Genomic DNA, 26,298 nt, shown 5'->3' on the forward strand with positions numbered 1-26,298 from the left:
TTATGTCCTGCGTTTGCAAACTCAACTCTGCCATCTTCAAGGTGGAGGATAGCATATATTGCGGTAACATATAGGCCGTCAGGCGAATCAAAGAACAAGGAACGATTGACTCTCTGCAGAACTCTTGCTGGTGATGGTTGACCCGAAAGAGCAAAGGCGCGAATAAGAGTTCGTGCGACCGTCATATACAATGCTGCTGGCACCCCTTTATCGGACACATCGCCAATGACTAATCCCCAACGGTGCTGGGGGAGGCGAATAATATCGTAAAAATCTCCACCAACCTGACGGGCTGTTTCCCAATAAACATGGATATCCCACTCGGGGTGGGTTGGAAGTCGGGTCGGAAGAAACGTTTTCTGAATCTGACGGGCAACTTGAACTTCGCGTTCTAAGCGTTCCCGCTTTAGCATTTCGCGATTCAGATGCTCATTTTGAATGGCCAGGGCCACTTGTTGGGCTATGCCAGCGATAATCTCCAAACGGCGCTCTTGGGATCTCGTTGGGTGGAGGGCATCCCGGACAAGGATTGCCCCATACCGTTCCCCCTTCATGGAAAGGGGAATGCCTAGTAGCCTAAAAGAAGCGTTGGTTTCCGTTTCTTCATTGGCCACAAGGGGATGCCTTGCCCAGTCAGCGATGGGTAAATCGTTGTGGTGAAGCGGGCAGACCACCAATGTGTCATACTGGAGGAGAAAATCCAATAGCGGGGCTTCTCCTTGGACATACCGTGTGCCTTCTACTTCGCTCAAATGATGATGATTTTGATCAAAGGCCTTAACAAGGTGATATTCCTTGCGCTCTGCGTCCCACAGATAGATAGCACACGCCTCGGTTCCAACCAGGATGGGGATAAGGTGAACCGTGGTATCCAAGATGTCTTCCAGGTTGGACTGACTTACAATAGCCTGGGCCACCTGTAAAAGGGCAGCAGTAACGTAGGCTTCCTCCTGACGGGCTTCGAGGAGGCGAATGTTTTCTAGCGCCATAGCGGCTTGTTGAGCAATGCCCTGAAGAATGGCAAATAATTGGGGATCTATGCGGTAGTCATTAGAGATACGCTCGGGGTAGTATCCGATGAGCAGAGCACCGAGGATCTCTTCCCGACTGAGAAGGGGCAACACCAAATAAGTTCCTTGGCCGGTTTCCAGGTCAATGCCTAAAAAGGCCAATTCTTTGGCTGGATCCTGGATAAAAATCGGGCTTTGAGTTTCAAGTAAGCGCGCCACAGCCGGAACCCGGCTGTCAAATGGAACTTGGAAATATGATGATGAGGAAGAAAGGCCATGCTCTGCGATCAAGAAAAAGGCGCGGCGTGCTTCATCCCACAAAAAAATAGCACACTGTTTAACACCAACTAACAGCGGAATCAAGCGCGTTAGGGTCTCAGCCAACTCCTCCGCCGAACGTAGGGCCTGGCTGGTTTCGGCCACCTGAAGCAGGATGGTGGAGATCCAGGCCTGTTCTTGAGCCGAGGTGAAAAGGCGATTGTTTTGTATAGCCACCGCGGCATAACTTGCCAATGTGGCGGCGATAAGAAGCGCCTCGCTCCCATAGCGACCCGCTGTATGATGACCAAGAAGGAGTAGTCCCAGAGGTTGGCCTCCTGCTCTTAACGGGGCAAGTATAGCGGAATAATCGGAGGGGAACTTTAAGGCCAACCCTAAGGGATCGTGGGGATCAAGTGGGCGGCGAATTTTTGGCTCGGTTTGGGACAAGGCGCTTCTTAGCCAATTCTGCATCTCTTCTTGAGCGGTGATCCGTTCAAGTTGTTGAGATGGAATACCATGAACCGCAGCCAATCGGATGGCGGGTGGATTTAGGGCTTCTGGCCGGTAAGGTTCTTCTAATAGCCAAATGGCTGCTGCCTCACAGGGTAGGTTACGTTCTAATTCAGCCAGAATGCGCTCGAGCAATTCGTCTAAATTGATGTTCTCGGAAATCAACCCCGCGATATCACGGAAGGAGTCAGCAACCTGGCGCCGCCATGATTCGGTGCGGTATAACATGGCGTTACGCATGGCGATCGCTATGCTGGCGCCCAGTGCCTCGAGGTATGGGAGATCCTCAGGGTCAAAAGCGTTGCGATGATCGGATTGGAGGTCTAATACTCCAAGTACTTCGCCCCCATAAGCCAGGGGAATGGCCAGTTCAGATTGTGTTGTTTCGGGGGGGAGCGGTGAGGGACGGAACAAGGGATCTGACTCAACATCGTTTGCCAGGTAAAGTTTCCCCTCACGGGCTACCCAGGGAATGATACCAGTTGGGTCATCCAGATCATAGCTTACCTGGTGCTCTTCAAAAGCCTTACTGCGTGCTCCGCTACCAGCTTCATAAAAAATCTTTCGTCGCCCTTGGTGGACGCTAAATAAATGGACATATGGGTAACCGAACCAGCGCTGAATTGCCTCAACGACTTCCCCTAAAAGACGGTCCAGATCCAGGATAGATGTGAGTGCATGGCTGATTTCAAGCAGGGCGGAAATGCGGTCGGCACGATGGGCTAGGGTTTGGTAAAGTTTGATGCTTTCGAACGCAATGGCAATAGTGTCGGCAAGGGATCGGAATAATACCAAGTCATATTCGTGAAATGCATTAGGACGCTCACTTTGTAGATCTAAAACACCGAGTAGGCGGTTACCATGCTTAATGGGGAAAGCCGCTTCGGAGAGTGTTTGAGGTAGAGCCGGGCTAAAACGATAGCGGGGTTCCAATTGGACATTTCGGGCCACAATTTCCTGGCCGGTTTGAGCCACGGTTCCCACAATGCCTTGGCCGAGGTATATGGTGTCGTAGTCTTGATGATATTTTGGGGTATCTTTGCCGGCGCTCGCACAGAAACGCAACGCTGCTTGAACCTCATCCATCTCAAAGAGGCCTACATAGTAAAAATCGAACGTTTCTTGAATCTGGTGGGCGATTTGCTGGCATAAGGACGTTACATCGGTAAAGCGTGTGATCTGTGCAGTAATCGCTCGCACCAGGGTTAGTTGCTCGGTGCGCCAGATCTTAATGCGCTCTTGGCGGAAGGCCTGAAAGACCAGTGCAAGGTGTGCAGAGAGAAATTCCAGGAATCGGATTTCGTTTTGCTGGAAGGGATGTTCACGGATTACAGACAGAACCCCCAAAAGGGTACCTCGTAGGCTCAGTGGAAGCGCAATGGCGTGGGGCTCGGAGGATGGTGTGGTCGTCTCAAAGTCTGAGGCGGGTATTGGAAGCCGTAATTGAGCACAGTGTTGGATTAAAGGAGGTGTGCTCGGATCACTCAGAAGTGGAATTTCAGGTTCCCCAGGCAGGGGATACTGTGGTTGGGCAAACCAAAAAGAACATCGTCCTCCAATTTTATCTTGAAGATACTGGCCAATGGTTTCAATTTGGGCAAGGGTGTTAGGAAGCCCCAAAAGATTTTCCCCGAGGCGAATGACCTCTTCGAAGGTTAATACTCTCTCGGGCTTGGTCATAGGATGCCCCAAGGACTTCTATTTCTTTCGCTTAACCATGATAAGGGTATTGGTGCCCTCACCGAATTCAAAGCGCACGTCATCCATCCATTGGTAGATGAAGTAAAGTCCTAAACCATGGTTGCGGCGACGTTTCAATGGAGCCTTCTTATTGGGAGGGCGAATTTTTTGGGGATTGAAGGGCTTGCCATGATCCCGCAACGTTATGATAAGGGCATCGGCTTCAATTCGATACTCCAATTCAATTTCACCCCGTCCTTCACCACCATAGGCGTGCTCGATGATATTCGTACAGGCTTCATCAACGGCCATTTCGACCGTATAAGAGTCCAAAGAACTTAACCCCAATTCTTGAGTTGCTTGGCGAATCAGAGAGGCGATTTGGGCGAGGCTTTCATACCGCCCTGGAAAAGTGAATTTAGGCATTAGCGCATCGGCATGAGACTTAAACATTGGCTACGGCCGACACTACGTCGGGGTAGATTTTGAATAGCGTGGTAAAGCCGGCTAGATCGAGCGCGGCCTTGATGTTTTCTGGTACGTTGGTCAATACAACTTCACCCCGATTATAACGACGGCAAACCTTTTGGGCGCTGATCAGGGCACGAAGCCCGGCACTGGAGATAAATTGGAGGTCTCCCATGTCAATAACGATACGATAACGCCCCGAATTGGTTATTTGTTTGAGTTTCTCGTCGAATTCGGGTGCGCTGGCACTATCTAAGCGACCTTTAACCTTGACGAGATCGCAACGTTTGTAAGTAATGTGCTCGATTTCCATCGCGAGGCCTCCAAATTTTGTCTGGGTAAATTTCTTACGGAGATTATAACATGGGCAATCCAAAGACCTGGTTTTGATTGAGGAGATGTGGGCCTTAGGTTTTTTGGTAGAATCAATTCAGTTGACAAAATGGGTTTTACTATCTCTCGAACGCGGGTGTTTCATCCATAACCTAGCACAAGGAAAAGGAAAAAATCATGGCTGGAAAACAATCTCCCCAAAACGTCATCGAGGCTTATCGCCGTCGTCAACAGATGATGCCGTTTATCATTTGGGGACTGGCAATCCTTCTGATCGTTGTTGGGGTGATCGTTCTCGTTGTCTCGCTGACGGGTCCCAACCGCGGTAGTCTATTGGCGCTGTTCGCTTCGCCGACCCCGTCGGCGACTGCAACGGCAACACCAAGTCCGACCCAACCCACACCTACACCCTCCAACACCCCCACAGTTACTGAAACCTCATTATCTACCGAAACCCCAACTCCCAATGCACCTTTTGAGTACACGGTCCAGGAAGGGGATACCTGCTACGATTTAGCCATTAAGTACAATGTTGATTTGTTGGTACTTTTGGCGATTAACAACTTCCCCCTCGATCAGTGCCCAATTCGGGTAGGGGATAAAATCCTGATCCCGATTCCTGGTCAAACGTTACCCACGGCCACGCCATTGCCAACCAATTTGCCCCGAGGAACACGGATTGAGTATTATGTGATAGCCAATGATACACTGGACCTCATTGCAGCCCGCTTTAACAGCACCGTGGACGCGATTATGCGGGAAAATAAACTCGAGGATAAAAATAAGATATTTGTGGGACAGAAGTTAATCATCCCTGTAAATATTGTTACGCCGACGCCAACCCGCGCTCCTACCAACACTCCGGCGAGTACCACATCTCCCACCTCGACTGTGACGCCTTCTGCTACGCCTTTGCCTTAAAGTAATGGGAGTGTTGGTGTGGGTAGATTGTCTTATGTAATTGTTGTTATAGGCGCTTAACACGCCCTCAATTGAATAAGGTGCCAGTAATGGCATAGAGGAAGCCTTTTGGGTAAATCACGTTGGGGCTAGCCTGATGGAAATGGGTTATTTGCCCCACAACATTGTTTAGGTCTTGAGATAGAGTTACACGCTACAATGTTGAAGCAAAGACACTGGTTTTGGATGACTTTGATCATTCTTATAGGAGGATGGATCGGTTTCAGGCTATACGGGGCTAGTGCGGATTTTCTCCCTTCTCTTCGCTTGCCTGATGAGGGAAGTATTGGGGAAATGGGTCCCATTATTTTGGAGTTCCCCGGATCCGTAGAGAGATCCAAAGTGGAGGCGGCCTGGTACCTTGAGCCTTCGGTTAAAGGGCGTTTTGAGTGGCATGGACGGCAGTTATGGTTTTGGCCACAGACCGGATTGCAGCCCGATCAGGAGTATACCCTGAGGCTACAAGCGGGTTGGAGGAAAGACCAAGGAGGGTCGCCAATTCCGGAAGTCCATTTCACCATAAATGTTCGCGCACCGCGCTTACTTTATTTGGGGGCTCCCAACGAGTCCCCTGAAGTTTATAGCGCTACCCTTGATGGGCGCGATGTTAAACAATTGACGTATACGGGGGGACAAGTGTTAGAATTTGCCGTTTCCCCCGGCGGTAAATACATTGCGTTCAGTATGCGCAATGCTCAGGGTGGGACGGATATTGGCGTTGTCATGCGTGGAGGACAAGATCAGCGCATTCTCTCATCTTGTGGGCGGGATAGTTGCCGTTATCCTGTTTGGTCCCCAGATGGAAGATGGGTGACATTTATACGCATGACTCTAGCCGGGGGCGAAAAACGCTCAGTGTTGTGGAGTTACGATTTTAATGATCATCGTTTAATTCAAGTGCTGGATGCTCCCAATGTTGTGCCTACCCAACCCACGTGGTCTCCCGATGGAAATTATCTGGCCGTTTATGATGAACAACTGCAAGGTATTCGGATTGTTGGGCGAGAAGGACGGGAAAATGCGCTCATCCCCACGAACGTAAGCCAACAGCCACGGTGGTCTTGGGATAGCCAACGCTTGTTTTTTACTGTTGAAAATAATACTGGATTAATTCCATATCACGAGGCTTATGTGGCCGATTTGGAAAAGCGGTCTACACGCCGCCTATTTGCTAATGTGCCTCAAATCTGGGATGTCAGCATTCCTGCCGAATCACCGGATGGACAGTGGCTTGTGGTTGGGATGCGCATCCCCAACGGCCCGGTGAACAAGCAACTATGGTTATTCCCCGTTGAATCACTCGATACGACAGCAGAGGGGGTGCCGATCATGGCTGAGGCGATGATCAACGCTGCCGCATATCAATGGGAACCTGCAGGGCGTGCCCTGGTTTATCAACAGATTGATCTAACCTCTTCAGATGCCCAGCCCCAAATTGTCGTGTGGTGGCGGGATGACGACCAAGTTAGAGTCATCGCCAAAGAGGCTGCATTTCCTGCTTGGCTACCCTGAGGAGGCAGATACAGAGGCTTGATGTTCGCGTTCTGGGGAGCGGACAAAGAAGTGGAGCACGATCAGAGCCCCGAGACCCAAGAAGGCAGATGCGGCAAAGGTGGCCAAATAGCCGAATTGATCGGCTAACCATCCCCCTACAAGTGGTGATAGTGCTGCCGCTGGGGCAATCAGGGTGTTGGCGAGTCCAACATACGTGGGACGTTGATCCTCCGGTCCAAATTCCAGCGTAATGGCTAAACCAATGGCCCAGAAAACGGTATTAGCAATACCGGTTAGGATTATTACGAAATAGAACCAGGTTAAAGATGGCGCCAGCCAGGCCAAAAGGGCGCTTAGAACAACCGCGAGGGCACCAAGTTCCAGAACCGGCTGACGCTTCCATCGGTCTGCCAACCACCCCAAAAGGGGATTGGCAATGACCTGGGTGACAAACAAAACACTGGTCATGATACCGGCTTCAAATTTTCCGAGACCACGTTCCTGGACGGCATAAACGATATAAAAGGCGAACGCCATCATCGAAAACTGAAAGATGATTCGTCCCACCAGAAACCAGGTAAAGGACTTATCCTGCCTAAGGATAGTACGTACCTCAGACCAAAAGGCCTTGGAGTCCTGTACAGGGGCTTCGACGGTGTGAGGGGGTTCGCGCGTTAGGCTGATGAAGAAAAATGAAAGTCCCATCATTATCGAAGCCAAAAGAAAGCACAAAGCGAAGTTCCCTGGAAACACCAAGCGTTCCAGGATTAAACCGGCAATGGCAGCGCCAGCGCTTCCCAAGAGGTTGGCAGCAGCCGACTGCAGGCCGAAGAACGTAGCCCGATATTCAGGTGGGATAATTTTCCCAATCATGTTTTGCCAGGCATTGGCGGTGAAGCCTCCCCCTAAACCTTGCCAGGTGAGGGCTAGGAAGGAAAGCCAAAGGGCGGTGCTCTTCCCCAATAGCGGGCTAAACCAGGCAATTAGGCTCAAGAAGAGAAAGGGTATCCTCTCATGCACGGTCATGAAGAGTACCCAGGGCTTAAAGCGGTTTAGAGCCCGTATTTTCTGAGCCGTAAAGAGTTGGGGTAACTGCCATCCTACGGTGTGAATTGCAGGTACTAAGCCAACCAGGAGCGCCGAGTCACTCATTGTAGCAATGTAAAGGGGTAGTACTGTGGAGAGGGAAGCAAAGCCGAAGGCAAAGCCAAAAAAGCCCCCATCGAGCAGATTGACCCAAAAATTGAAGCGAAAGTGCTTGCAGATCTCGTTATCCATAGAGGACTACACTTATACACCAAAAACCCCGGCATGGGTCCCGGGGCTTGGGAGGGGAGAGGTATTTTACTTGGAAGGTGTCGGGTGTGGTTTAGTACTCTTCCTCTTCATCATCCAGCCACTCTTCTTCCTCTTCTTCTAAATCTTCCAGGTCTTCCCATTCTTCCTCGAGTTCTTCCTCTTCCCATTCTTCCTCTACCGGAGTTTCGGTAGTGGGAGAGTAGGTCATGCATCCCGAGTCCGGATCAAGTTCAATGAGTGCCGCGCTGCAGTATCCATCATCCAGGAATGCGCAATCAATGTAATGGCAGCGAATCTTGGGCATGTATTTTTTCCTCCTCTATAGTGTTGCCCCTTATGCCTTGAACAGTCGGGTTGTTGCGATGATGAATAATAACCCCATAACGATTGCCGAAAGCAGGCAGAACGGGCAAATCGCTTTTATAATCGCAAATTCCAGGTAAGTCAAGTAACCTGAATAACCTGTTCCGGCTAAAGTTAAACCGAATAACGCCAGATTGGCAAGTTCCTTCCCCGAAGGATACCGCCATCCAATCCCAAGTACCAATAAAATGGTCAAGTAAGCAGCAACACCTAGCGCGGCGACAGGGATGCCCATGATCTCGGAGTAGCGACTGTTATTGACGATGTCACAGTTCCCGATTCCCGGCAGGCATAAGGCCTCAGTATGGCTAATCTTGATCCAGGTGAGGTAAAGTGAGTCTATTAATCCGATAAGGGCGAGAACAAGGATAAAAAGGCCTGAACGCTTCAAGGTTGCCCCTCTATATCAAAGAATCATCTAAAGGCCAGATATCTACCTCGTGACCCGTGGGCAAAGATTTTACACCCGCCGGGACGATAAGTAAAGCATTTGCTTGGCTCAACCCGAACAAGTTCCCAGATCCCTGGTGTCCAACGAGGCGAGCCAGACGCTGCCCATTCGTATAACTTACAATCGCTCGCAGATAACTCTCGCGCCCGTCGGATTCAATCGGATGTTCGAGAATCGCTTTGAGACGAAGGGGTGGAACAGATGGAAGCCCTGCTAAGCGATGTATAGCAGGGCGAACAAACACCCAAAACCCAACGAAGGCAGATACCGGATTGCCGGGCAGAGAAAGGACAGGCATCTCATGATATCGCCCAAACAGAATGGGTTTCCCGGGGCGCATGTTCACTCGCCAGAGATGGCGTTCGCCTTCCTGCTCGATTAGGTGACGCACGACATCAAATACCCCAACGCTGACCCCGCCTGAGGTAAGAACGAGATCAACATTGTTGCGACGTGCGGTATCCAGGGTTGAACGGACGTTGTCTAGTGTATCGGTGACGATGCCCAAGTCTATGGCCTCACCCCCTGCTTGCTCTATCAGCATTTTTAACATCAGGCGATTGGAGTCGTAAATTTTTCCCGGGATAGGTTCAGTGCCAAGGGGAATGAGTTCGTCACCGGTTGAAAAAATGCCAAGCCGTGGCTGACGATAGACCTCAATGTGGGAGATTCCCAATGCTGCCAGCAGACCGATATCCTGGGGACGTAAGCGATGCCCAGGTTCAAAGACAGGGCGACCACGAACAATGTCCTGCCCGCGAGGACGAACGTTATCACCGGGTTTCACCGGGGTAAAGACTTGCACGGAATAGGGGGGCTGAGTGGCTTGGTCATGGAATGACAGATTGGTGTTCTCTATTGGTACCACGGCGTCGGCGCCATTTGGCAAAGGGGCACCCGTCATGATACGGGCGGCATGCCCCGGTGGAAGTGTAAAGTGGGGCAAGAACCCAGCAGGGATATCAGCGAACACCTTCAATTCAATCGGATGTACTTGAGAAGCCCCTTTGACATCAGAGGCTCGAACGGCGAAACCATCTACACTACTGTTAGTAAAGGGAGGAAGGTCAGAGGGTGCAAGAATGGGCGTTGCCAGTACTCGCCGAAAGGCTTGTTCCAAGGATACGGTTTCGACAGGGAGAGGACTGAGTTGTGATAGGATGTGATGACGAACCTCATCTACCGATAATAAGGTGCTCACGCCTTAATCCTCCAGAATTGGATAGGTATATTATTCGATCAGGCGGCGCGCTTCCATGATATTCGGAAGATTCTCAATACGATTGAGAACACGACTGAGATGAACAATGTCTCGAATTTCAATGATGGCGCGAATAGATGCAAGATTGTGGGTGACGCGGGTGCTTAGGTTCAAGACATTGGCCTTCTCGTCGCCAAAAATCTTGGAAATGTCGCTGAGTAGCCCCTGCCGATCATAGGCCTTAATTTCAATCGTCACCGGGTAGGTACGTTGCGTTTCGCCCCAAGTCACCTTAACGATTCGTTCTCGTTCCTGTATACGTAGGAAGTTCGGACAATCACGGCGATGCACTGTAACACCCCGCCCGCGGGTAATATAACCCATGATTTCATCGCCGGGCAAGGGCTTGCAACAGCGAGCAAAGTTGATCAGTAGGCCCTTTACGCCCAAGACCGAGATTTCGGCTCCGCCATCGGAAGGTTTGGGCTCATGGCTGGGTACCTGAACCAGCAGAGGATCTTTTTTAGGGGCAATATCGCTAATGCGGTTAATCACTCGTCCCAGGGGAATATCGCCGCACCCGATGGCTACATAGAGATCATCTGCATTGCGGAAGTCAAACGATTGGGCTAACTTTTCAATGTCCACGTCTTTGATGCCCAAGCGCGTGAGTTCTTTCTCCAGCATTGCCCGCCCCTGGTGGATGTTCTGCTCACGATCTTGGTGTTTGAACCAGGCACGGATTTTTGAGATAGCGCGCTGGGTTTTGACTAACCCCAGAGCGGGGTTCAACCAGTCACGGCTGGGGCCACCCTGTTTTGCGGTAAGGATTTCGACTTGATCACCGGTTTTTAGGGTGTAATCCAAAGAGACTAACTTCCCGTTGACCTTTGCTCCACGGCAGCGGTGGCCGATTTCGGTGTGAATGTAGTAAGCAAAGTCAATCGGTGTGGAACCCGCCGGCAAATCCACAATATCGCCCCGCGGCGTGAACACGTATACCCGATCCTGGAAAATGTCGCTCTTAAGTCCATCCACAAATTCCTGGGCATCCATGACTTCCTGGCGCCACTCGCTCAGAGTCTTGCGTAGCCAGTTAATACGCTGCTCGTAAAGTTCATCGCGGGGACTGCGTTCTTTATAGCGCCAGTGGGCGGCAATACCATACTCCGCGTTCTGATGCATTTCGTAGGTGCGAATCTGGACCTCGAGCGGTTTGCCATCATCATAGATGACCGCGGTGTGGAGAGATTGATAGAAGTTATCCTTGGGGGCGGCGATGTAGTCATCAAACTCTTGGGGAATGGGGCGCCAGTGCCCATGGATAACGCCCAGGGCGGCGTAACAAGTGGCTTTATCTTCTACCAGCAAGCGTACCCCGCGCAAGTCGCGCACCATGTCAAAGGTTTTGCCACGATCTACCATCTTGCGGTAAATCGAATAAATGTGTTTGGGACGCCCGGTGACTTCGGCTTTAATTCCGTTTTCCTCAAGTACCTTTTTCAGGCGAACGATTATCTGCTGGATCTCGCGCTCGCGATCTTCGCGCCGCTCGGCCAGCTTTTCAGCGATCTCGCGATATTTTTCTGGATTGACATAGCGAAACGCCAGATCCTCCAGTTCCCATTTGATCTGCCAAATCCCCAGGCGGTTGGCTAGCGGAGCAAAGATATCCAGCGTCTGTTGCGCAATGCGGCGGCGTTCCTCTTCTGGTAAGTAGCCCAGGGTGCGCATGTTATGCAGACGATCTGCCAGTTTTATCAGCACAATGCGAATATCGTCCCCCATTGCCAGAAAAACTTTGCGCAGTGTCTCATTCGTCAAATCGCTCTTCTTAGGGCGGGGGTAAGTGCTGATATTCGCCGTGGTTTCACCGTCACGGGTGGGTTTCTCATCAGGTGAGATGCGAGGTAGATTAGAGAGTTTGGTTACACCATCTACCAGGTGAGCGACTTCATCGCCGAATTCTCGCCGGAGATCTTCACGTGTGACAGGGGTATCTTCAACCGTATCATGGAGCAGTCCGGCTATAATCATGACCGGCGGTACCTGTAATTCGGCCAAGATGGCGGCAACTTCTACACAGTGTGTGATATAGGGTTCCCCTGAGGCACGCTTTTGGCCGCGATGGGCTTCTTCGGCAAAGCGATAGGCCCGCATTATGAGCTCACGTTCCACTAACGTGTAACTCTGTGGCAGACGTTCCATCAGGGACTCAATTTTCATATCTAATTCTTCCGCACCCATTGTTCTACCGATCATACCTTTAATTGCCTGTTCTAAAAGTAAGATCTAAATTTTCGTACCGATCCGATTTTTGATCTGCGTGATAGTATACTCCATACAAGATCAAAAGCAAGAGAGTCATCCGTAAGACATATAATTTGTTCAGACCTGAGCGTTATCTTTAGACTGATTCGAGATTTTTGTGTGTTAAAATCTACGCCGTTATGCGATTTTTTTCGGAGGGACTTATGAAACGGATTGCGGTACTGACAAGTGGGGGGGATGCGCCGGGGATGAATGCGGCGATCCGAGCAGTAGTGCGGACCGGCATATACCGCGGTTGGGAAGTCTATGGGGTACAGTTGGGTTACCAAGGGCTTATTGACGGTAAGGTGATCCCGCTAACTGCGCGAGATGTGGGTGGAATTATCCAACGCGGGGGCACCATCCTTGGCAGTGCGCGGTCGCTGGAATTTAAGACCAAAGCGGGACAACTTAAAGCGATTCGGACGCTTAATCAACATGGCATTGAAGCGCTGGTTGTCATTGGCGGTAACGGCTCTCAAACTGGATCGTATGCGCTGCACAGTTTGGGATTTCCGGTGGTAGGTGTAGCCTCGACCATTGATAATGATCTCTATGGTTCAGATATTACCATTGGAGTGGATACCGCGCTCAACATTGCTCTGGAAGCCATTGACCGATTAAAGACAACTGCATCTTCGCATCAGCGGGCGTTTCTGGTTGAAGTGATGGGAAGAGACTGTGGCTATCTGGCGCTGATGTCGGCTATTGCAGGAGGCGCTGAAGCGGTGGTGATACCCGAGGTGGAAGTGGATCCAGAGGAAATTGCTCAGCGTCTGATTCGCGCTTATGAACGTGGTAAAGCGCATGCGTTGGTTGTGGTGGCCGAAGGTGCGCGTTACAACGCGGAAGGTTTGGCCGAATACTTCAAGCAACATCATGAGCGCTTGGGTTTTGACTTGCGGGTTACCATTCTTGGCCATGTGCAACGTGGAGGCAATCCCAGCGCCTATGATCGCATTCTCGCCAGCCGCTTGGGGGCTGCAGCCACCGAAGCCATTGAACGGGGTGAGACGGGAGTATTGGTAGGATTAATTCGCGGCGAAGTGACAACAACGCCTCTCGAAGAGGTGGTCAATAATAAAAAGCCGATTGACCTGCGCTTGTTTGAACTAGCCAAGGTGTTGGATTAAAAAAGCCGGGCGCCGTTTCTTGGCGCCCGGTTTGATTCACTGCGTGGTAGAAACGTAGCGCGACCGCGCGCTTTGGCGTAAGTAGGCTTCAATAAAGCCATCAAGGTCACCATCCAAGACGGCTTGCGTGTTACCCACTTCATAATCCGTGCGATGATCCTTAACCATTTGATACGGATGTAAGACGTAGGAACGAATTTGATTACCCCATTCGGCTTTTTTGTATTCGCCTCTCAGTTCCGCCAATTTACGCTCTTGCTCCTCTTGTTTTAGCGCCGCTAAACGAGCGCGCAAGACGCGCATTGCATTCTCGCGGTTTTGTAATTGGGAACGTTCATTCTGACACGATACCACAATGCCGGTTGGCAGGTGAGTAATTCGGACGGCTGTGGCGTTTTTCTGTACATTCTGTCCGCCAGCACTGGACGAACGGAAAATATCGATACGTAGGTCGTTGGGGTTAATGACGATTTCCTCACTGTCTGAGGCGATCTCCGGGAGGACTTCAACCAAAGCAAATGAGGTGTGGCGGCGGTGAGCGGCATCAAATGGGGAGAGTCTTACCAGACGGTGAACTCCTTTTTCGGCTTTTAAGTAGCCATAGGCATTACGTCCGGCGATAACCATGGTGACGCTTTTAATGCCGGCTTCTTCTCCTTCGGAATAGTCCAGGATCTCAACTTCGTAGCCATGACGTTCTGCCCATCGCAGATACATACGTTGCAGCATGGCAGCCCAATCTTGGGCATCCACGCCGCCAGCACCAGCATGAATGGCTAAAATGGCATTGCCACGATCGTAAGGACCCGAGAGTAAAATATCCAGTTCGCGCTGTTCGAGGTCATGCTCAATGTCTTCGACCTCTTGCTCAATTTCGGTGCGGAGGGATTCGTCCTCAAGTTGTGCCAAGTCTAAAAGGTCTTGAACCCGCGAGGTTAGACGATCCCAGGACTCGAGTTCTTCTTTAACCTCCGCCAGGCGTTTCATGACGCGTTGTGCATGGCTTGGGTCGTCCCAAAGCGTGGGGTCTTCGCTTATTTTTTGCAGGGCTTCGAGGTCGGCACGTTTTTTATCCAGGTCAAAGATGCACCTGTAAATCGTGGATATGTCGTTTTATGTTCTCGAGACGTTCAATCAAATCCTGCATAAAACCCTCCCTAAACTAACCTTCTAAAATTCCTTGGACAAAGGCTTCCGGGTCAAAAATTTCCAAATCGCTTGGGGTTTCTCCTAGCCCGACAAAAAGGATGGGAATACCCAGAACGCTTTGGATGGCAAAAGTCATTCCCCCACGCGCGGAGGAATCAAGTTTAGCCAGAATAATCCCGTTCACATTAACCGCCTCTTTGAAAGCGCGCGCTTGCTGAAGAGCATTTTGCCCGGTGGTGGCATCTAAAACTAACCATACTGCATGCGGCGCTCCGGGGAGAGCCTTGCCCGCCACACGGTGGACCTTTTTGAGTTCCTCCATAAGATTATATCGGGTGTGCAGACGTCCGGCTGTATCTATCAAGACGACATCCGTTTTTCGTGCCAGGGCGGCCTGAATACCATCAAACGTGACGGCACCCGGATCGGCATTGAGTTGGCCAGCCACAATCGGGAGATTGAGGCGTTCTGCCCAAACTTGTAACTGATCTACAGCGGCAGCACGAAATGTATCAGCCGCAACCAAAAGAACTTTCTTGTTTTGGTTTTTGAACCATTGAGCCAATTTAGCAATGGTAGTGGTCTTGCCAGAACCATTAACCCCTACAATAAGGATAACTGCGGGTTGATGCGAGTCAAGGTCCAGGGTAGGAGGAGTATCTAAACGTTTAAGCAATTCCTCGCGCAAGGCTTGTTTGAGTTCGCCCGCCTTGGTTAATCCTTCCCGCTGCACGCGCTGACGTAAAGACTGCAAAATTTCTTGGGTTGTTTCTACTCCTAGATCAGATTGAAGAAGAAGTGCCTCAAGATCATCCCAGGTGCTATCGTCAATTTCGCTGACACCCAAGAGGGCTGCCAGACGACCAAAGGTGGCTTTGCGTGTGCGTTCAAGTCCTTGTTTCCATTTATTGATCAGGTCAATCATAGCGCGTAGATTATATCACTCCTATGAGTTCGAATTGTGTAATGTGGCCAATTGCCCGCATCCGGCTTGGATATCTATGCCGCGGCGGATACGGATGGTGCAGGGAATACCATGGCGTTCCAATTCTGCCTTAAACGCATTAGCACGCTCGCGAGTGCTTCCTGTTCCAGAGTAGCGGTGGGTTGGATTCAGGAGAATGACATTGACATGGCAAAGTAACCCTTTGAGCAGTGTTGCCAATTCTCGCGCCGTTTCTATCGAATCGTTTACGCCCTGAATAAGTGCCCACTCAAAGGTAATGCGCCGTCCCGTTTGTGCCACATAATCACGGCAGGCTGCTAAGAGATCTTGAAGGGGATATTTCCGGTTGATGGGGAGCAGGCTATTTCGTAATTCATCTCGGGTGGCATGCAGGCTGATGGCAAGGTTGACTTGCCGTTTTTCAGCGGCAAAACGCCGAATGGCCGGAACTAAGCCAACTGTGGAAATGGTGAAACGTCTGGCGCCAAGGTTCATGCCCAAGGGATGGTTAAGAATATCTATCGCTTTCATCGTAGCATCGTAATTGTGAAAAGGCTCTCCCATGCCCATGACAACAATATTAGTGACCTCTTCGTTTTCCTGGCGCAGTAGGTGGGCATAATACAGAACTTGTTCCACAATTTCCCCGGGTGAAAGATGGCGCTTAAAGCCCATTTGTCCGGTAGCACAGAAAACACAGCCCATCGCACAGCCCACTTGGGTGGAAATGCAGAGCGTATTGCGGCGTTCATACCGCATAAGAACGGCTTCAATAGCCAATCCATCAGGTAGTCGAAACAGGGTCTTGGTGGTATTGCCATCGCTAGAGCGCAATGAGGTTACCGGATTAAGGTAACTGAATGTAAACGCTTCACCCAACTTCTGGCGCAGATTTTTGGGTAAGGTGGTGAATTGATCTGGCAAGGTCCAAAGCTGTTGATAAATGCCGCGCCAGATTTGCTCGGCACGGTAGGGAGGTTCACCCCATTCTCGAAGGACAAGGTCCAATTCTGAGAACGAGAGGTCGAGAATAAACCGGCTTGGAGGGTTTAGATCTTTGGCTATCATTCTGCTTTTATACCTAAAAGATGGGCAAGGGTGGGTGCGATAAGAACAGGTGGGGGTGACCAGCGACTGGCTTCCTCGGCTGTGGTAACCCCACTTAACACTAAAGCCGCTCGCAGACCTGCCTGTTGAGCCCCCAAAATATCGGTATCTAATCGGTCCCCAACAACCAGAGTTTCATGGGAATCGCCATTCAAACGTTCCAGAGCTACTCGGAACAAAAAAGGAAAGGGTTTGCCGATAATAGTGGGTCGCACATCACTGGCAGCCTCTAGGGCGGCCAATACGGTGCCTGCACCAGGCACTAATCCTTCCGGACTTGGATAGGTGCGATCAGGATTGGTGCCAATAAAAGGAGTTCCTTGGCGAATGAGAAGGGTAGCTTTGCGCAGTTTTTCATAGGTGAGTTGGCGATCCAGGCCAGCGACCACAGCGAGGACTTGCCCATCTTCAACCGGATAAAAGCCATATTCAGCGAGTGCTTTTCGAAGTCCTTCTTCGCCGATTATGTAAACCGGGCCGCCATGTGGGAATTGCTGATGTAAGTAATGCGCTGTGGCATCGGCAGACGTAATGATAAATTGAGGATCAAATGTGACCCCAAGTTTTAGGAGCTTTTGGGCGTATTGCTCAGCCGTACGGGTAGCGTTATTGGTGGCTAAGGCCACGCGCAAGCCTTGTGTTTGGATGGCCTCGAAAATGGTCGGCAGGTTCCCAATGGGTTGATCGCCTCGCCAGAGGACACCATCCATGTCGAGGATCAAAGCGCGTACCGGGGGTGTGAGGTTTTGGACCATTGTTCTCTCCGATAGCGCAAGCCGGACAGCAAGGGCTATCCGGCTCGCAGTGGGCTACATAGGTGTAAAGATAACGGCAGAGCAAGTCTGTGATGCCTTACTTTTCCGGAGGTGTCAGCACCTGATCTACAATGCCGTATTCGACAGCCTGATAAGCATCCAGGTAGAAATCGCGCTCGGTATCCCGCTCGATAACTTCTAGCGGCTGTCCGGTGCACTCTGCCAGAATCTGGTTAAGTTGAGATTTGAGGCGAAGGATCTCTCGCGCCTGGATTTCGATATCCGATGCCTGCCCTTGCGCACCACCTAACGGTTGATGCATGTGAATCGTGGCGTGAGGCAGGGCGTACCGCTGACCCTTGGTACCCGCTGCAAGGAGCACGGTGCCAAAAGATGCAGTAACTCCGACCGCCACCGTGCTGATTTTGTTGGGAATCATCTTCATGGTATCGTAGATGGCCAAGCCAGCGTAGATCTGCCCACCGGGCGAATTGATATACATCTGGATGCCCTTTTCGGGATCTTCTCGACTCAGATAAAGCAATTGGGCAACGATCAGATTGGCGACCTGGTCATCAATAGGGGTACCAACAAAGATAATCCGCTCTTTGAGCAGGAGCGAATAGATATCATAGGCACGCTCACCCCGCGCCGAGGATTCGATGACCATTGGAATGATTAAGTCAAAGTTATTCAAACTCATAAAATCCCTTCACTTTCCTGATCTTCTAGGTTTCAGATGCTTCGGACATCTCTGCATTAGATTTTACTGTATTTGGCTCAACTTGGACAGCCTCTGTAGTATCTTCTCTCTCTGGCGATGATTCAGGAGTGGGTAGCTCAACCTTCTCAGAACCAGTTTCAGCGCTTGGGAGGCCTTCGTTTTCGGCTTGAGCTGAGATTTGGTCGAGTTGTCCATTTGCAATCGCTTTGAGGCGCTCAATCAGTTCTCCAACCAACTCATTGGTAAGACGACGCTCCAGTTCTGCTGAGATGCGGCGATTATCCAGCCGCTTTTGCTCTCGTTTGGGAAGTTGGGAGAGTTCTCCAGCCAGGCTTTGGAGCGCTCGTTGGTAGGATTCTTGCGAGAGTTGAATATTTTCTTGGGCGATAAGTTTGTCAATTAACAGCCGGCGCTCTAAGGCTTTAATCGCTTCGGGGCGTACGGTTTCGTTGACGAACGTTTGGGCGTCTTTGTTTGTGATTCGGAGGTAGGAATCGAGGTTAAGGCCGTATTTTTGCAATTCGCTTTCCCATCGGGCGAGCTGGCGCTGAATCTCTTCGTCAATGAGTTGAGGGGGGTACTTGAAGGTGGCTTGTTCGTGAATGCGCTCCAGCATTTTCTCAGCCAGGTCGGCATCTGCCCGTGCGCGTTGATTGGACTCGAGCACGGTGCGGACGCGGGCTCGAAATTCATCCACTGAGTTAAGATCAGTGAAGGTGGACTTTACAAAATCATCTGTAAGCTCGGGGATGTGCAATTCTTTCACACTTTGCACGGTGATTTTGTAAGCCACCTTCTTTCCCCGCAGGGTTTCATCTTCCCAATCAGCAGGGTATTCGTGAACAATAGTGACTTCCTGATCGGCGGTCAAGCCAATGAGGTGTTTGGAAAAACCAGGGAAAGGACGTTCTGTTTCGGTCTTTCGGCCCACAATATACTCGGCAGACTCGGGAGCCGAGAATTCATCCGATTGGTCGTCACTTTCGAGGATCGCCCACCGATACTTGACGTAAACCACATCACCTTCTTGAACTGGCCGTTCTACTGGTTCGGCTATCGAATTAGCCAATAATACGTTTTCGATGTAGTCTTCTACCTCTTCCTCAGAAACTGCTAGGGTCTCAGATTCGATTCGAATGCTGTGATAATCACCCAGTTCAACCACTGGCTCTAGAGGGACAGTGAAAGCCAAGCGTAAGGGATCGCGACTTATAATGTCTTCCAGGCGACCTGGTGCGCCGGGTGATACTTCGGCTGCAATGAGGACGTTGCCATACTCTTCGTCAACAAGCAATTCAATAGCAAGTTCTTCAACAGCCTCGTTGCCGACTACCCTGCGCACCATCTCTAGTGGGGCTTTACCCGGTCGAAATCCGGGGATGCGAACCCTTTCACCTAATTTTTTTGTGGCTTTTTGTTTATAGTTTTCCCAAACCTCGGGCTCGAATTCGGCTACGATGTAAGCCTGATGATCTTCACGCAGTGTTTTTTCGATGATGGTCACCACCTAAGTTATCCTTTCACTCAAGAGTTTTTCGCATTAGTGGGGAAGGCGGGACTCGAACCCGCACGCCTTGCGGCACGTGATCCTAAGTCACGCCTGTCTGCCAATTCCAGCACTTCCCCTAGCAGGCGGAATTATAAGCAGAACTATCCCTGACGTCAATGACCGCGGGATGAAGGGTGCTTCTGGACAAAAAAGCATGGGGCGGTTTGATTACAGTCGTTTGTTTAATGATGCCAGCCAATATAGGCTATAATTTGGGCAATTAAATCCTATATCCGCATAGGAGGACCTTTGAGCCGCGTTATCCAAACCGAAGGCGTAGGTAAGCAACGCCAGACATTGATGAGAGCATTGGCGTTAGCCGTGCGTGAATTGATGCGCAGAGGGGTGATCGATGCCCAAACGCGCGATCTGGTTGCCTTTCTCGTACTTGCGCTAGAAGATATTGCCCAAAATATCGATGATACCGTAAAAGCGTGGGAAAAACGGGGCTACTGGTTAAAGGCGGATCGCTTTAGACTCGATTGGGAATGGACTCAAACAGTAAGCCAACACTTAAGGAGGGCTATCGCCGAGGAAGATTGGGACTTGGTTGCTCAATTGGTCGGAGATATTGCAGGAAAAGTGTCTCATGTTGAAGTTCCCGCGCGACATCGTTTGGGAACTCCCTGGAGTGGTGCCTGGGAAAAACTAAAATTGAAGTCACTTGCAAAGGAAAGGGAATGAGAAGAAAAAGAGCGCCTTTCAGGGCGCTCTTTCAATGTCTGGGGACTTCAGCTTAGTTATTGGAAACCATGCTAGGAATACCGCTATGCTTCGGCACCGGTGGTGGGAAGATGGCTTCAAATTCTTCTCGGGAGAGTGTTTCAACCTCTAACAAGCGCTGAGCCACAGCATCCAGTTTGTCGCGATATTGAATCAGCAACTGGCGTGCCTTTTGATAGGCTTCATTGACAAGGCGACGAACTTCGCGGTCAATCTGTTCGGCCACGGCTTCAGAGTAATCTCGTTGTTCAGCAATTTCACGCCCAAGGAAGATCAATTCTTCTTTCTGGCCGTAAACCATTGGCCCGAGTTCTTCGCTCATGCCTAAGCGAGTAACCATAGTTCGTGCCAGTTGGGTAACGCGTTCCAGATCGTTGCCGGCACCTGATGTGATGTCATCAAAGACTAATTCCTCAGCAGCACGTCCTCCCAGAAGCCCTACCATCTCAGCAATGAGTTTCTTGCGCGGCATGAGGGTGCGATCCTCCTGGGGTAACGAGAGGGTATAACCAGCAGCCATACCGCGCGCAATAATCGAGACCTTTTGCACCGGGTCGGCCTCGGGTAGGGCGTTCATCACCACAGCGTGCCCGGCTTCATGATAGGCAATAATGCGTTTTTCTTCCTGGCTAATCAGGCGGCTCTTGCGCTCTGGCCCGGCGATAACGCGTTCAATGGCTTCCTCAAACTCGGCCATGGAAATGCTTTTGCGATTGCGACGCGCGGCGAGGATGGCAGCTTCGTTAACGAGATTTTCAAGATCAGCACCGACAAAACCAGGGGTGGCACGTGCTAATATTGAAAGATCCACATCACTATCTAAGGGTTTCCCTTTAACATGGACGCGTAATATTGCTTCGCGTCCTCGGACATCGGGGCGATCCAGGACAACCCGGCGATCAAAACGCCCCGGGCGTAGCAGAGCGGGATCTAGGATATCCGGACGGTTCGTGGCGGCCATGATAATAATGTTTGTGTCGGTGTCAAAGCCATCCATTTCGACCAGCAATTGGTTCAAAGTTTGCTCGCGTTCATCATGACTACCGCCCAATCCGGCGCCACGCTGACGTCCAACCGCGTCTATTTCGTCTACGAAAACAATGCAGGGTGAGTGTCGCTTGGCCTGGTCGAAGAGGTCGCGTACCCGGCTCGCGCCCACACCCACGAACATTTCCACGAACTCAGAACCAGAAATTGAGAAGAAAGGTACACCGGCTTCTCCTGAAACGGCTTTTGCCAGCAACGTTTTTCCCGTGCCTGGGGGACCAACTAAAAGCACACCCTTGGGGATACGTGCACCCAGAGCGATAAACTTTTGTGGCTCGCGCAGGAATTCCACGACTTCTCTGAGTTCTTCTTTGGCTTCGTCTACGCCAGCTACATCGGCAAAAGTTACCGTCGGATGGTCCCCGGTGAACATTCGCGCCCGCGATTTTCCAAATGACATGGCTGCGTTGTTAGTGCCTTGGGCTTGGCGAAAGATAAAGAAGAACGCCCCGATGAGAATGAGGAAAGGCAATATGTACCCCAAGGCAGTAATTACACCTAACCAGGGGCTTGGGGGTTTGATAATAATGCTAATGTTGTTCGGATGAAGTTGCTCTTGGGTTACACCCAAATTGAGCAATTGCTCAACCAGGGTGGCATCAGCTTCCTTCGTAGAGATTGCCTCCGTCAGGTCCTTGTATACAACGCGCAGACGATTTTCATTCTCTTCGATTTTACTGACGCGCCCTTGTTTGATATCCTCAGCCAGTTGATTGATTGAAACCTCAGACGTACTTCCCCGCTGGCTGAAATTGTAGACCACCATGACGATGATGGCCACGAACAGCAGCAGGTAGATGATGTAAGATTGGTTGCGTGAATTCACACTGACCTCCGTCAGTTTTTAACCTGTAAATTTTCTTGTCGCTTTCTCTAGGGAGGAATTATACCAATCTAAGCACCAAGATACCAGGATGAATAAAAACTGCTTGGTGGCTCGTACAGCCTTCTTAATCCTTTCCTTGCTTGACAGCCCAATTGGCGTGGATATACTCAAAATATCCTCAGAATAAGGAGGAAAAAATGTCTGATCAAGAGGCAAAATCAAACGCGGCTGAGGCAGAAGGTATTGTTAATATTGTTTCTGGGGCCGTAAAGGATCCAGTAACCCCGGAAGAAAATCCAAAAAGCCCTGTGGCTTCCGAGGTTGATAATTCTAATCCACCTGCAACGCCAGCACCTCATTCTTCGCTCGGGGAATCGTCAACCGCTGAGGAATCTGAAAGGCAGGCAGCAATCCCGCATATGTTTAGCCAACGAGCAGAGGAAGCGCGACTCAAAATCAAAACCGAACTCAACAATGCCGAAAAAGCAATGGCTTATCTCAATTTGTTGGAAAAAGCCCAAAATCTGGTTAGCCGGGGAAGTTCCTACTATGAAGAAGCGGAACGTCTTTTAAGCGAAGTGGAGTATCATTTAGCATTTCGTGAGCGGATGGTCAGAGCCTCGCGAGGGGTTGGGATGCCTCTGTTTTTCTATGAGGTGATTTGGTTCATTATACTTGTCTGGATACTGATCCAGATCAACACAGTACCCACCTATGAAATAATTCGCAATTCTAGCCCGATCACAGAAGTTAACCTGGTTCATTTGTTAAGCAGTCTAATTTGGGGAGGGCTAGGCGGGGTTGTTGGAGCGCTCTATGCGTTGTGGAAGCATATCGCGAAAGAGCAGGATTTTGATCCTCAATATGCATTGTGGTATCTCACCAATCCGGTACTGGGAGTGATGTTAGGTGGATTTATCTTTCTGGTCATTCAGGCGGGCTTCTTCTCGCTTACTGCGGGGGTTGAACCCGGTTTAGACATTCGTTCGGCCTTTGTAATTTACGTTCTAGCGTGGATATCTGGCTTTAAGCAGAATGTGGTCTACGAGATTGTGCGCCGCATTCTGGATGTGTTTCGCGTTGAAACACCCCCTACCTCTTCTGGAGCCAATGCTGAAACTAGGGCAGAGCGTTAGCTTGAAGGGATTATGCGCGCTTGATCAATAGTGTTTCCAATTTGACGAAGGTGCGTTTGGTCATGAGTTGCGACAAAGCCCATGAGCTCTTGCAGGGAGGTGTGACCAAAGATAGCATGACGGGCTGTCCGTTGCCAATCGCTCGGTGCGAGGGGCTCTAATTGGGTAAGGATGGTCTTTCGTGTAGCCGCAAAAGAATGGAGAGCCTCGGTGCCATCCTGAGCGCGATAATTGCGTGCTTCCGCCCAATTGTCGGTGTCTATTCCGGCGATAAAAGGATTGTCACTGGATAAAATGGCCCTTAGGCGGGGCAAATTGACTTCAGCATCTACATCCCGTAGATGACAAATAATTTCATTCACCGCCCATTCCTGCGGGGCAGGACGAACCATCCAGAGGGCAGGGGGTAAGTCACGGGTCAGGTTTTCTATAGCGGCTGGTGTGGCTGCTAGGGCGGCTAGAATTGCGGCTGGTGTTTTTAACTCGATTCCACTAGTGTGGTTTTCAATGGTGCTTAACCAGGCCCAAACCCCAGAAAGAGAGCCTTGGGAACTTAGAGGATGCTTTTGGTAGGTAAGGGGCTGAAAGTTCTCGTTGACCCAGTAGGTAGGTAAGCCAAGAGCCTCTGCAGGAAGGATGTCTTCCTCTATACTGTTGCCGATCATTACTGCAGGATCCTCGGGCCAGCGTAATGTCGCTAGTATCTCGGCTAGAAAAGCGGGATTTGGCTTGCAGTAGTGAAATGTTTCATAATCTGGTATCAAAGTGAAGGGATAGGTGTCGGGTGATAGGTTTGCCCACCGTAACCTTTCTAAAATTGCAACCCGAGGGAATAGGGGGTTTGTCGCAATAACTACTCGATGCCCATAGGAGACAGCCCTTTGAATTAAGTCGACGGCTTCGGGGCGCGGTTTGGTGTAACGACTTAGGGTTGGGAAAATTTGCGTATAAAATTTATCTATAAATGGTTGTAATGTAGAAGGGGAGACCCCAAGGGCAGGATAGAAATGGGTATCGAAGGTCTCTTTTAATGTTTCCTGCGGGATCTTCTTTTTATACATAGCACGGGTTGCGAATAAGAGTTGAGATATCATTTTTTCTGGCGGAACATATGGCTTAAGATGTTCAGCCAGAGCCTTCAAGTAAAACTCTTGAAATAATTCGGCATTATTAATCAGTAGGGTGTCATCCAGGTCAATCAATATGGTTAGAGTCATCGGTGGCGCTCAAGAAAGATGGAGGTAAGGGGTGGCACTCGCCGCAACCAATTTCGGGTTGAGCGACCCCATGTTGAACTTTCTGACAGAAGGCGGTTACTTTGACCTGCTTTCGCAACCCCAGCCACTGACGCTCTACACGTGCCCGAAGAATAAGATGGGGGCAAGCATTTGCCTGAAGGATCCGCGGAACAGGACACGTAGAGCATAAAGCAGGTGTCCAATGATTAGGTGGACGAGCCGCACCGATAAGGCGACATTCCTCCTGGGTTCGACCGCGAAAATAGTTCCCATAAAAGAATGGGCATTCGGTTCCGGCTGGGGTGCGCATGAGAATCACATGGTTGGGGCAACAAAACTTGGTTTAGGCTTGGACGCGCGTTACATACTCCCCGGTTCGGGTATCCACGCGGATGATATCACCGACTTCAACAAATGCCGGAACCTGAATTTGCATGCCGGTTTCAACGGTCACGGTTTTGGTCACACCTGTGGCCGTATCTCCCTTGACGGCAACGTCGGCCTGGACGACTTCAAGATCTACAGTAGTAGGAAGTTCAATGTCTAAAGGTTCATTATTGTAGAAAGTTAATTTCACTTCCAGATTTTCTTTTAGAAAGCCAGCCGATTCACCCAGGATCTCGGCACGAATGGGGTATTGCTCGAAAGTTTCGGTGTCCATGAAATAGTACGTGTCTCCATCATTGTATAGGTATTGCGCCGTATGATAGTCCAGGCGAATATCCTGCACCCGTTCGCCGGACACAAAGGTTTTCTCTATAGTAGCCCCAGAGCGGAGGTTACGGGCCTTAATGCGGATAATGGCATTCCCTCGCCCGGGTTTATGATGATGATATTCCAGCACTTTATACAGATTGCCATCAAGTTCAAAGGTTACCCCTTTACGGAGATCACTGACGTCGATCATAATAAAAACTCCTTCTTTGACTGTTAGAGTTGCAGGGCGGATTATAGCGCATGGGTTATGGCTTGGCAAGTCGAACTTTGACGCGTGGCAAAAAATTCCCCCTCAATATTGAGGGGGATACTCTTGGATTTTAGCCTATTTGGGGCTCAATAAGCCCGTATGTGCCATCCCTTCTGCGATAAAGGACGTTGATAGCATTGGTGTTGGCGTTATAAAACACAAAGAAGTTCTCGTGTCCCAAGAGTTTCATCTGTTCAATGGCTTCCATTTCGTCCATGGGAGCCAGTGTAAATGTTTTGCGACGAGCAATGATCGGCATTTCCTCTTCTTCAGTCTCTTGTGCCTCGGCGGGTGATACTACTGCCGCTACTGCTGAGGCGGGTGTACCATCTCCGCGCCCACGATAGTGCTTACCTTTATAGCGCGAAATTTGGCGTTGCATTTTATCAATAGCCTCATCGATGGCAGCAAAAAGATCATCAGAACGTTCTTCAACCCGCAGGATGAATCCCGGGCCGCGTAAAGTGATTTGGGCAACCTGACGATCTGCGGCATTGCGCGCCGATTTGACATAAGCCAGATCAACACGCGTTTCTTCAACTTCATTAATCAAACGCTCGAGTTTGGAAACCTTTTTATGAACATACTCCTTAATACGGTCGTTCAAGTCCAAATTGCGGGTAAATATTTCAATATTCATGCTCATAAGTCGTCCTCC

General features: G+C 50.3%; 23 protein-coding genes and 1 tRNA gene. 5 read left to right on the forward strand and 19 right to left on the reverse strand.

The window, feature by feature from the left end; genetic code table 11:
* The 3 genes from AC01YT_RS07280 to AC01YT_RS07290 all read right to left on the reverse strand — a co-directional run.
* Window positions 1-3,461, reverse strand: a 3,461-nt coding sequence (locus tag AC01YT_RS07280) for a GAF domain-containing protein (RefSeq protein ID WP_476674092.1), incomplete at its 3' end; no start/stop codon positions are given.
* An 18-nt stretch (window positions 3,462-3,479) separates the two neighbouring features.
* On the reverse strand, window positions 3,480-3,914 hold the full coding sequence (locus tag AC01YT_RS07285) for an ATP-binding protein (protein WP_476674094.1): 435 nt from the start codon (window positions 3,912-3,914) through the stop codon (window positions 3,480-3,482).
* Window positions 3,907-4,242 (reverse strand): STAS domain-containing protein, encoded by a 336-nt coding sequence (locus tag AC01YT_RS07290; protein WP_476674096.1) that lies wholly within the window; start codon window positions 4,240-4,242, stop codon window positions 3,907-3,909. The genes AC01YT_RS07285 and AC01YT_RS07290 overlap by 8 nt, the downstream gene beginning before the upstream one ends.
* A 197-nt stretch (window positions 4,243-4,439) precedes the next feature.
* Here AC01YT_RS07290 and AC01YT_RS07295 point away from each other — a divergent pair, with 197 nt between their 5' ends.
* Window positions 4,440-5,183 (forward strand): LysM peptidoglycan-binding domain-containing protein, encoded by a 744-nt coding sequence (locus AC01YT_RS07295; protein WP_476674098.1) that lies wholly within the window; start codon window positions 4,440-4,442, stop codon window positions 5,181-5,183.
* 333 nt (window positions 5,184-5,516) lie between these two features.
* The gene (locus AC01YT_RS07300) at window positions 5,517-6,734 is read left to right on the forward strand and encodes a hypothetical protein (protein ID WP_476674100.1); all 1,218 of its coding nucleotides are present in this window, start codon (window positions 5,517-5,519) and stop codon (window positions 6,732-6,734) included.
* Here AC01YT_RS07300 and AC01YT_RS07305 read toward each other — a convergent pair.
* From AC01YT_RS07305 to AC01YT_RS07325, 5 genes are all read right to left on the reverse strand, one after another.
* Window positions 6,726-7,994 carry an MFS transporter gene (locus AC01YT_RS07305; RefSeq protein ID WP_476674102.1) on the reverse strand — a complete coding sequence of 423 codons (1,269 nt, stop codon included), beginning with the start codon at window positions 7,992-7,994 and terminating at the stop codon, window positions 6,726-6,728. The genes AC01YT_RS07300 and AC01YT_RS07305 overlap by 9 nt on opposite strands.
* A gap of 91 nt (window positions 7,995-8,085) precedes the next feature.
* Window positions 8,086-8,319, reverse strand: coding sequence for a hypothetical protein (locus AC01YT_RS07310; protein WP_315623260.1), 234 nt, complete (start codon window positions 8,317-8,319; stop codon window positions 8,086-8,088).
* A 30-nt stretch (window positions 8,320-8,349) separates the two neighbouring features.
* Window positions 8,350-8,769, reverse strand: coding sequence for a vitamin K epoxide reductase family protein (locus tag AC01YT_RS07315; RefSeq protein WP_476674104.1), 420 nt, complete (start codon window positions 8,767-8,769; stop codon window positions 8,350-8,352).
* A 10-nt stretch (window positions 8,770-8,779) separates the two neighbouring features.
* The gene (locus AC01YT_RS07320) at window positions 8,780-10,030 is read right to left on the reverse strand and encodes a molybdopterin molybdotransferase MoeA (RefSeq protein WP_476674106.1); all 1,251 of its coding nucleotides are present in this window, start codon (window positions 10,028-10,030) and stop codon (window positions 8,780-8,782) included.
* Window positions 10,031-10,060: 30 nt separating this feature from the next.
* Window positions 10,061-12,256, reverse strand: a complete 2,196-nt coding sequence (locus tag AC01YT_RS07325; protein WP_476674108.1) for a RelA/SpoT family protein — start codon at window positions 12,254-12,256, stop codon at window positions 10,061-10,063.
* A 248-nt stretch (window positions 12,257-12,504) separates the two neighbouring features.
* Between AC01YT_RS07325 and pfkA the strand changes: the two genes are divergently transcribed.
* Window positions 12,505-13,473: a 6-phosphofructokinase gene (gene pfkA, locus AC01YT_RS07330; protein ID WP_315623268.1), complete on the forward strand. Its 969-nt coding sequence runs from the start codon at window positions 12,505-12,507 to the stop codon at window positions 13,471-13,473.
* A gap of 36 nt (window positions 13,474-13,509) precedes the next feature.
* On the opposite strand, the gene prfB is transcribed toward pfkA, so the two are convergent.
* From prfB to AC01YT_RS07365, 7 genes are all read right to left on the reverse strand, one after another.
* A protein-coding gene (gene prfB, locus AC01YT_RS07335; RefSeq protein WP_476674110.1) for a peptide chain release factor 2 occupies window positions 13,510-14,620 on the reverse strand; the annotation gives its coding sequence in 2 pieces (ribosomal slippage) (window positions 13,510-14,553 and window positions 14,555-14,620; 1,110 coding nt in all).
* Window positions 14,621-14,635: 15 nt separating this feature from the next.
* Window positions 14,636-15,547 carry a signal recognition particle-docking protein FtsY gene (gene ftsY / locus AC01YT_RS07340; RefSeq protein ID WP_476674112.1) on the reverse strand — a complete coding sequence of 304 codons (912 nt, stop codon included), beginning with the start codon at window positions 15,545-15,547 and terminating at the stop codon, window positions 14,636-14,638.
* Window positions 15,548-15,568: 21 nt separating this feature from the next.
* Window positions 15,569-16,636, reverse strand: a complete 1,068-nt coding sequence (gene rlmN, locus AC01YT_RS07345; RefSeq protein ID WP_476674114.1) for a dual-specificity RNA methyltransferase RlmN — start codon at window positions 16,634-16,636, stop codon at window positions 15,569-15,571.
* A complete protein-coding gene (locus tag AC01YT_RS07350) occupies window positions 16,633-17,430 on the reverse strand; it encodes an HAD-IIA family hydrolase (RefSeq protein ID WP_476674116.1) in 798 nt (265 codons plus the stop codon). Before AC01YT_RS07350 ends, rlmN begins: the two co-directional genes overlap by 4 nt.
* A gap of 97 nt (window positions 17,431-17,527) precedes the next feature.
* Window positions 17,528-18,133: an ATP-dependent Clp protease proteolytic subunit gene (locus AC01YT_RS07355; RefSeq protein WP_299028337.1), complete on the reverse strand. Its 606-nt coding sequence runs from the start codon at window positions 18,131-18,133 to the stop codon at window positions 17,528-17,530.
* 25 nt (window positions 18,134-18,158) lie between these two features.
* Complete coding sequence (gene tig / locus AC01YT_RS07360; protein ID WP_476674118.1) at window positions 18,159-19,661, reverse strand: trigger factor; 1,503 nt, start codon at window positions 19,659-19,661, stop codon at window positions 18,159-18,161.
* A 37-nt stretch (window positions 19,662-19,698) separates the two neighbouring features.
* A tRNA-Leu gene (locus AC01YT_RS07365) sits at window positions 19,699-19,780 on the reverse strand.
* A gap of 172 nt (window positions 19,781-19,952) precedes the next feature.
* Between AC01YT_RS07365 and AC01YT_RS07370 the strand changes: the two genes are divergently transcribed.
* A complete protein-coding gene (locus AC01YT_RS07370) occupies window positions 19,953-20,387 on the forward strand; it encodes a hypothetical protein (protein WP_476674120.1) in 435 nt (144 codons plus the stop codon).
* Between the two features lie 52 nt (window positions 20,388-20,439).
* Here AC01YT_RS07370 and ftsH read toward each other — a convergent pair whose 3' ends face one another.
* On the reverse strand, window positions 20,440-22,299 hold the full coding sequence (gene ftsH, locus AC01YT_RS07375; protein ID WP_315623303.1) for an ATP-dependent zinc metalloprotease FtsH: 1,860 nt from the start codon (window positions 22,297-22,299) through the stop codon (window positions 20,440-20,442).
* Window positions 22,300-22,496: 197 nt separating this feature from the next.
* On the opposite strand from ftsH, the gene AC01YT_RS07380 reads away from it, so the two are divergent.
* Window positions 22,497-23,435 (forward strand): hypothetical protein, encoded by a 939-nt coding sequence (locus AC01YT_RS07380; protein ID WP_476674122.1) that lies wholly within the window; start codon window positions 22,497-22,499, stop codon window positions 23,433-23,435.
* Here AC01YT_RS07380 and AC01YT_RS07385 read toward each other — a convergent pair.
* The 3 genes from AC01YT_RS07385 to hpf form a co-directional block, all read right to left on the reverse strand.
* Entirely contained in the window at window positions 23,432-24,652 is a 1,221-nt protein-coding gene (locus AC01YT_RS07385; protein WP_476674124.1) for a DinB family protein, read from the reverse strand. The genes AC01YT_RS07380 and AC01YT_RS07385 overlap by 4 nt on opposite strands.
* 364 nt (window positions 24,653-25,016) lie before the next feature.
* Window positions 25,017-25,580 carry an elongation factor P gene (efp, locus tag AC01YT_RS07390; RefSeq protein ID WP_476674126.1) on the reverse strand — a complete coding sequence of 188 codons (564 nt, stop codon included), beginning with the start codon at window positions 25,578-25,580 and terminating at the stop codon, window positions 25,017-25,019.
* Window positions 25,581-25,710: 130 nt separating this feature from the next.
* Window positions 25,711-26,286 (reverse strand): ribosome hibernation-promoting factor, HPF/YfiA family, encoded by a 576-nt coding sequence (gene hpf, locus AC01YT_RS07395; protein WP_476674128.1) that lies wholly within the window; start codon window positions 26,284-26,286, stop codon window positions 25,711-25,713.
* Between the last annotated feature and the right edge of the window lie 12 nt (window positions 26,287-26,298).

Source organism: Thermanaerothrix sp. (assembly GCF_056331585.1).

Excerpts from the sequence above, each read along its gene's own strand:
- AC01YT_RS07285 (WP_476674094.1), bottom strand. The coding sequence starts at position 3,914 with ATGTTTAAGTCTCATGCCGATGCGCTAATGCCTAAATTCACTTTTCCA.
- AC01YT_RS07290 (WP_476674096.1), bottom strand. The coding sequence starts at position 4,242 with ATGGAAATCGAGCACATTACTTACAAACGTTGCGATCTCGTCAAGGTT.
- AC01YT_RS07295 (WP_476674098.1), top strand. The coding sequence starts at position 4,440 with ATGGCTGGAAAACAATCTCCCCAAAACGTCATCGAGGCTTATCGCCGT.
- AC01YT_RS07300 (WP_476674100.1), top strand. The coding sequence starts at position 5,517 with ATGGGTCCCATTATTTTGGAGTTCCCCGGATCCGTAGAGAGATCCAAA.
- AC01YT_RS07305 (WP_476674102.1), bottom strand. The coding sequence starts at position 7,994 with ATGGATAACGAGATCTGCAAGCACTTTCGCTTCAATTTTTGGGTCAAT.
- AC01YT_RS07310 (WP_315623260.1), bottom strand. The coding sequence starts at position 8,319 with ATGCCCAAGATTCGCTGCCATTACATTGATTGCGCATTCCTGGATGAT.
- AC01YT_RS07325 (WP_476674108.1), bottom strand. The coding sequence starts at position 12,256 with ATGAAAATTGAGTCCCTGATGGAACGTCTGCCACAGAGTTACACGTTA.
- pfkA (WP_315623268.1), top strand. The coding sequence starts at position 12,505 with ATGAAACGGATTGCGGTACTGACAAGTGGGGGGGATGCGCCGGGGATG.
- ftsY (WP_476674112.1), bottom strand. The coding sequence starts at position 15,547 with ATGATTGACCTGATCAATAAATGGAAACAAGGACTTGAACGCACACGC.
- rlmN (WP_476674114.1), bottom strand. The coding sequence starts at position 16,636 with ATGATAGCCAAAGATCTAAACCCTCCAAGCCGGTTTATTCTCGACCTC.
- AC01YT_RS07350 (WP_476674116.1), bottom strand. The coding sequence starts at position 17,430 with ATGGTCCAAAACCTCACACCCCCGGTACGCGCTTTGATCCTCGACATG.
- AC01YT_RS07355 (WP_299028337.1), bottom strand. The coding sequence starts at position 18,133 with ATGAGTTTGAATAACTTTGACTTAATCATTCCAATGGTCATCGAATCC.
- AC01YT_RS07380 (WP_476674122.1), top strand. The coding sequence starts at position 22,497 with ATGTCTGATCAAGAGGCAAAATCAAACGCGGCTGAGGCAGAAGGTATT.
- AC01YT_RS07385 (WP_476674124.1), bottom strand. The coding sequence starts at position 24,652 with ATGACTCTAACCATATTGATTGACCTGGATGACACCCTACTGATTAAT.
- efp (WP_476674126.1), bottom strand. The coding sequence starts at position 25,580 with ATGATCGACGTCAGTGATCTCCGTAAAGGGGTAACCTTTGAACTTGAT.
- hpf (WP_476674128.1), bottom strand. The coding sequence starts at position 26,286 with ATGAGCATGAATATTGAAATATTTACCCGCAATTTGGACTTGAACGAC.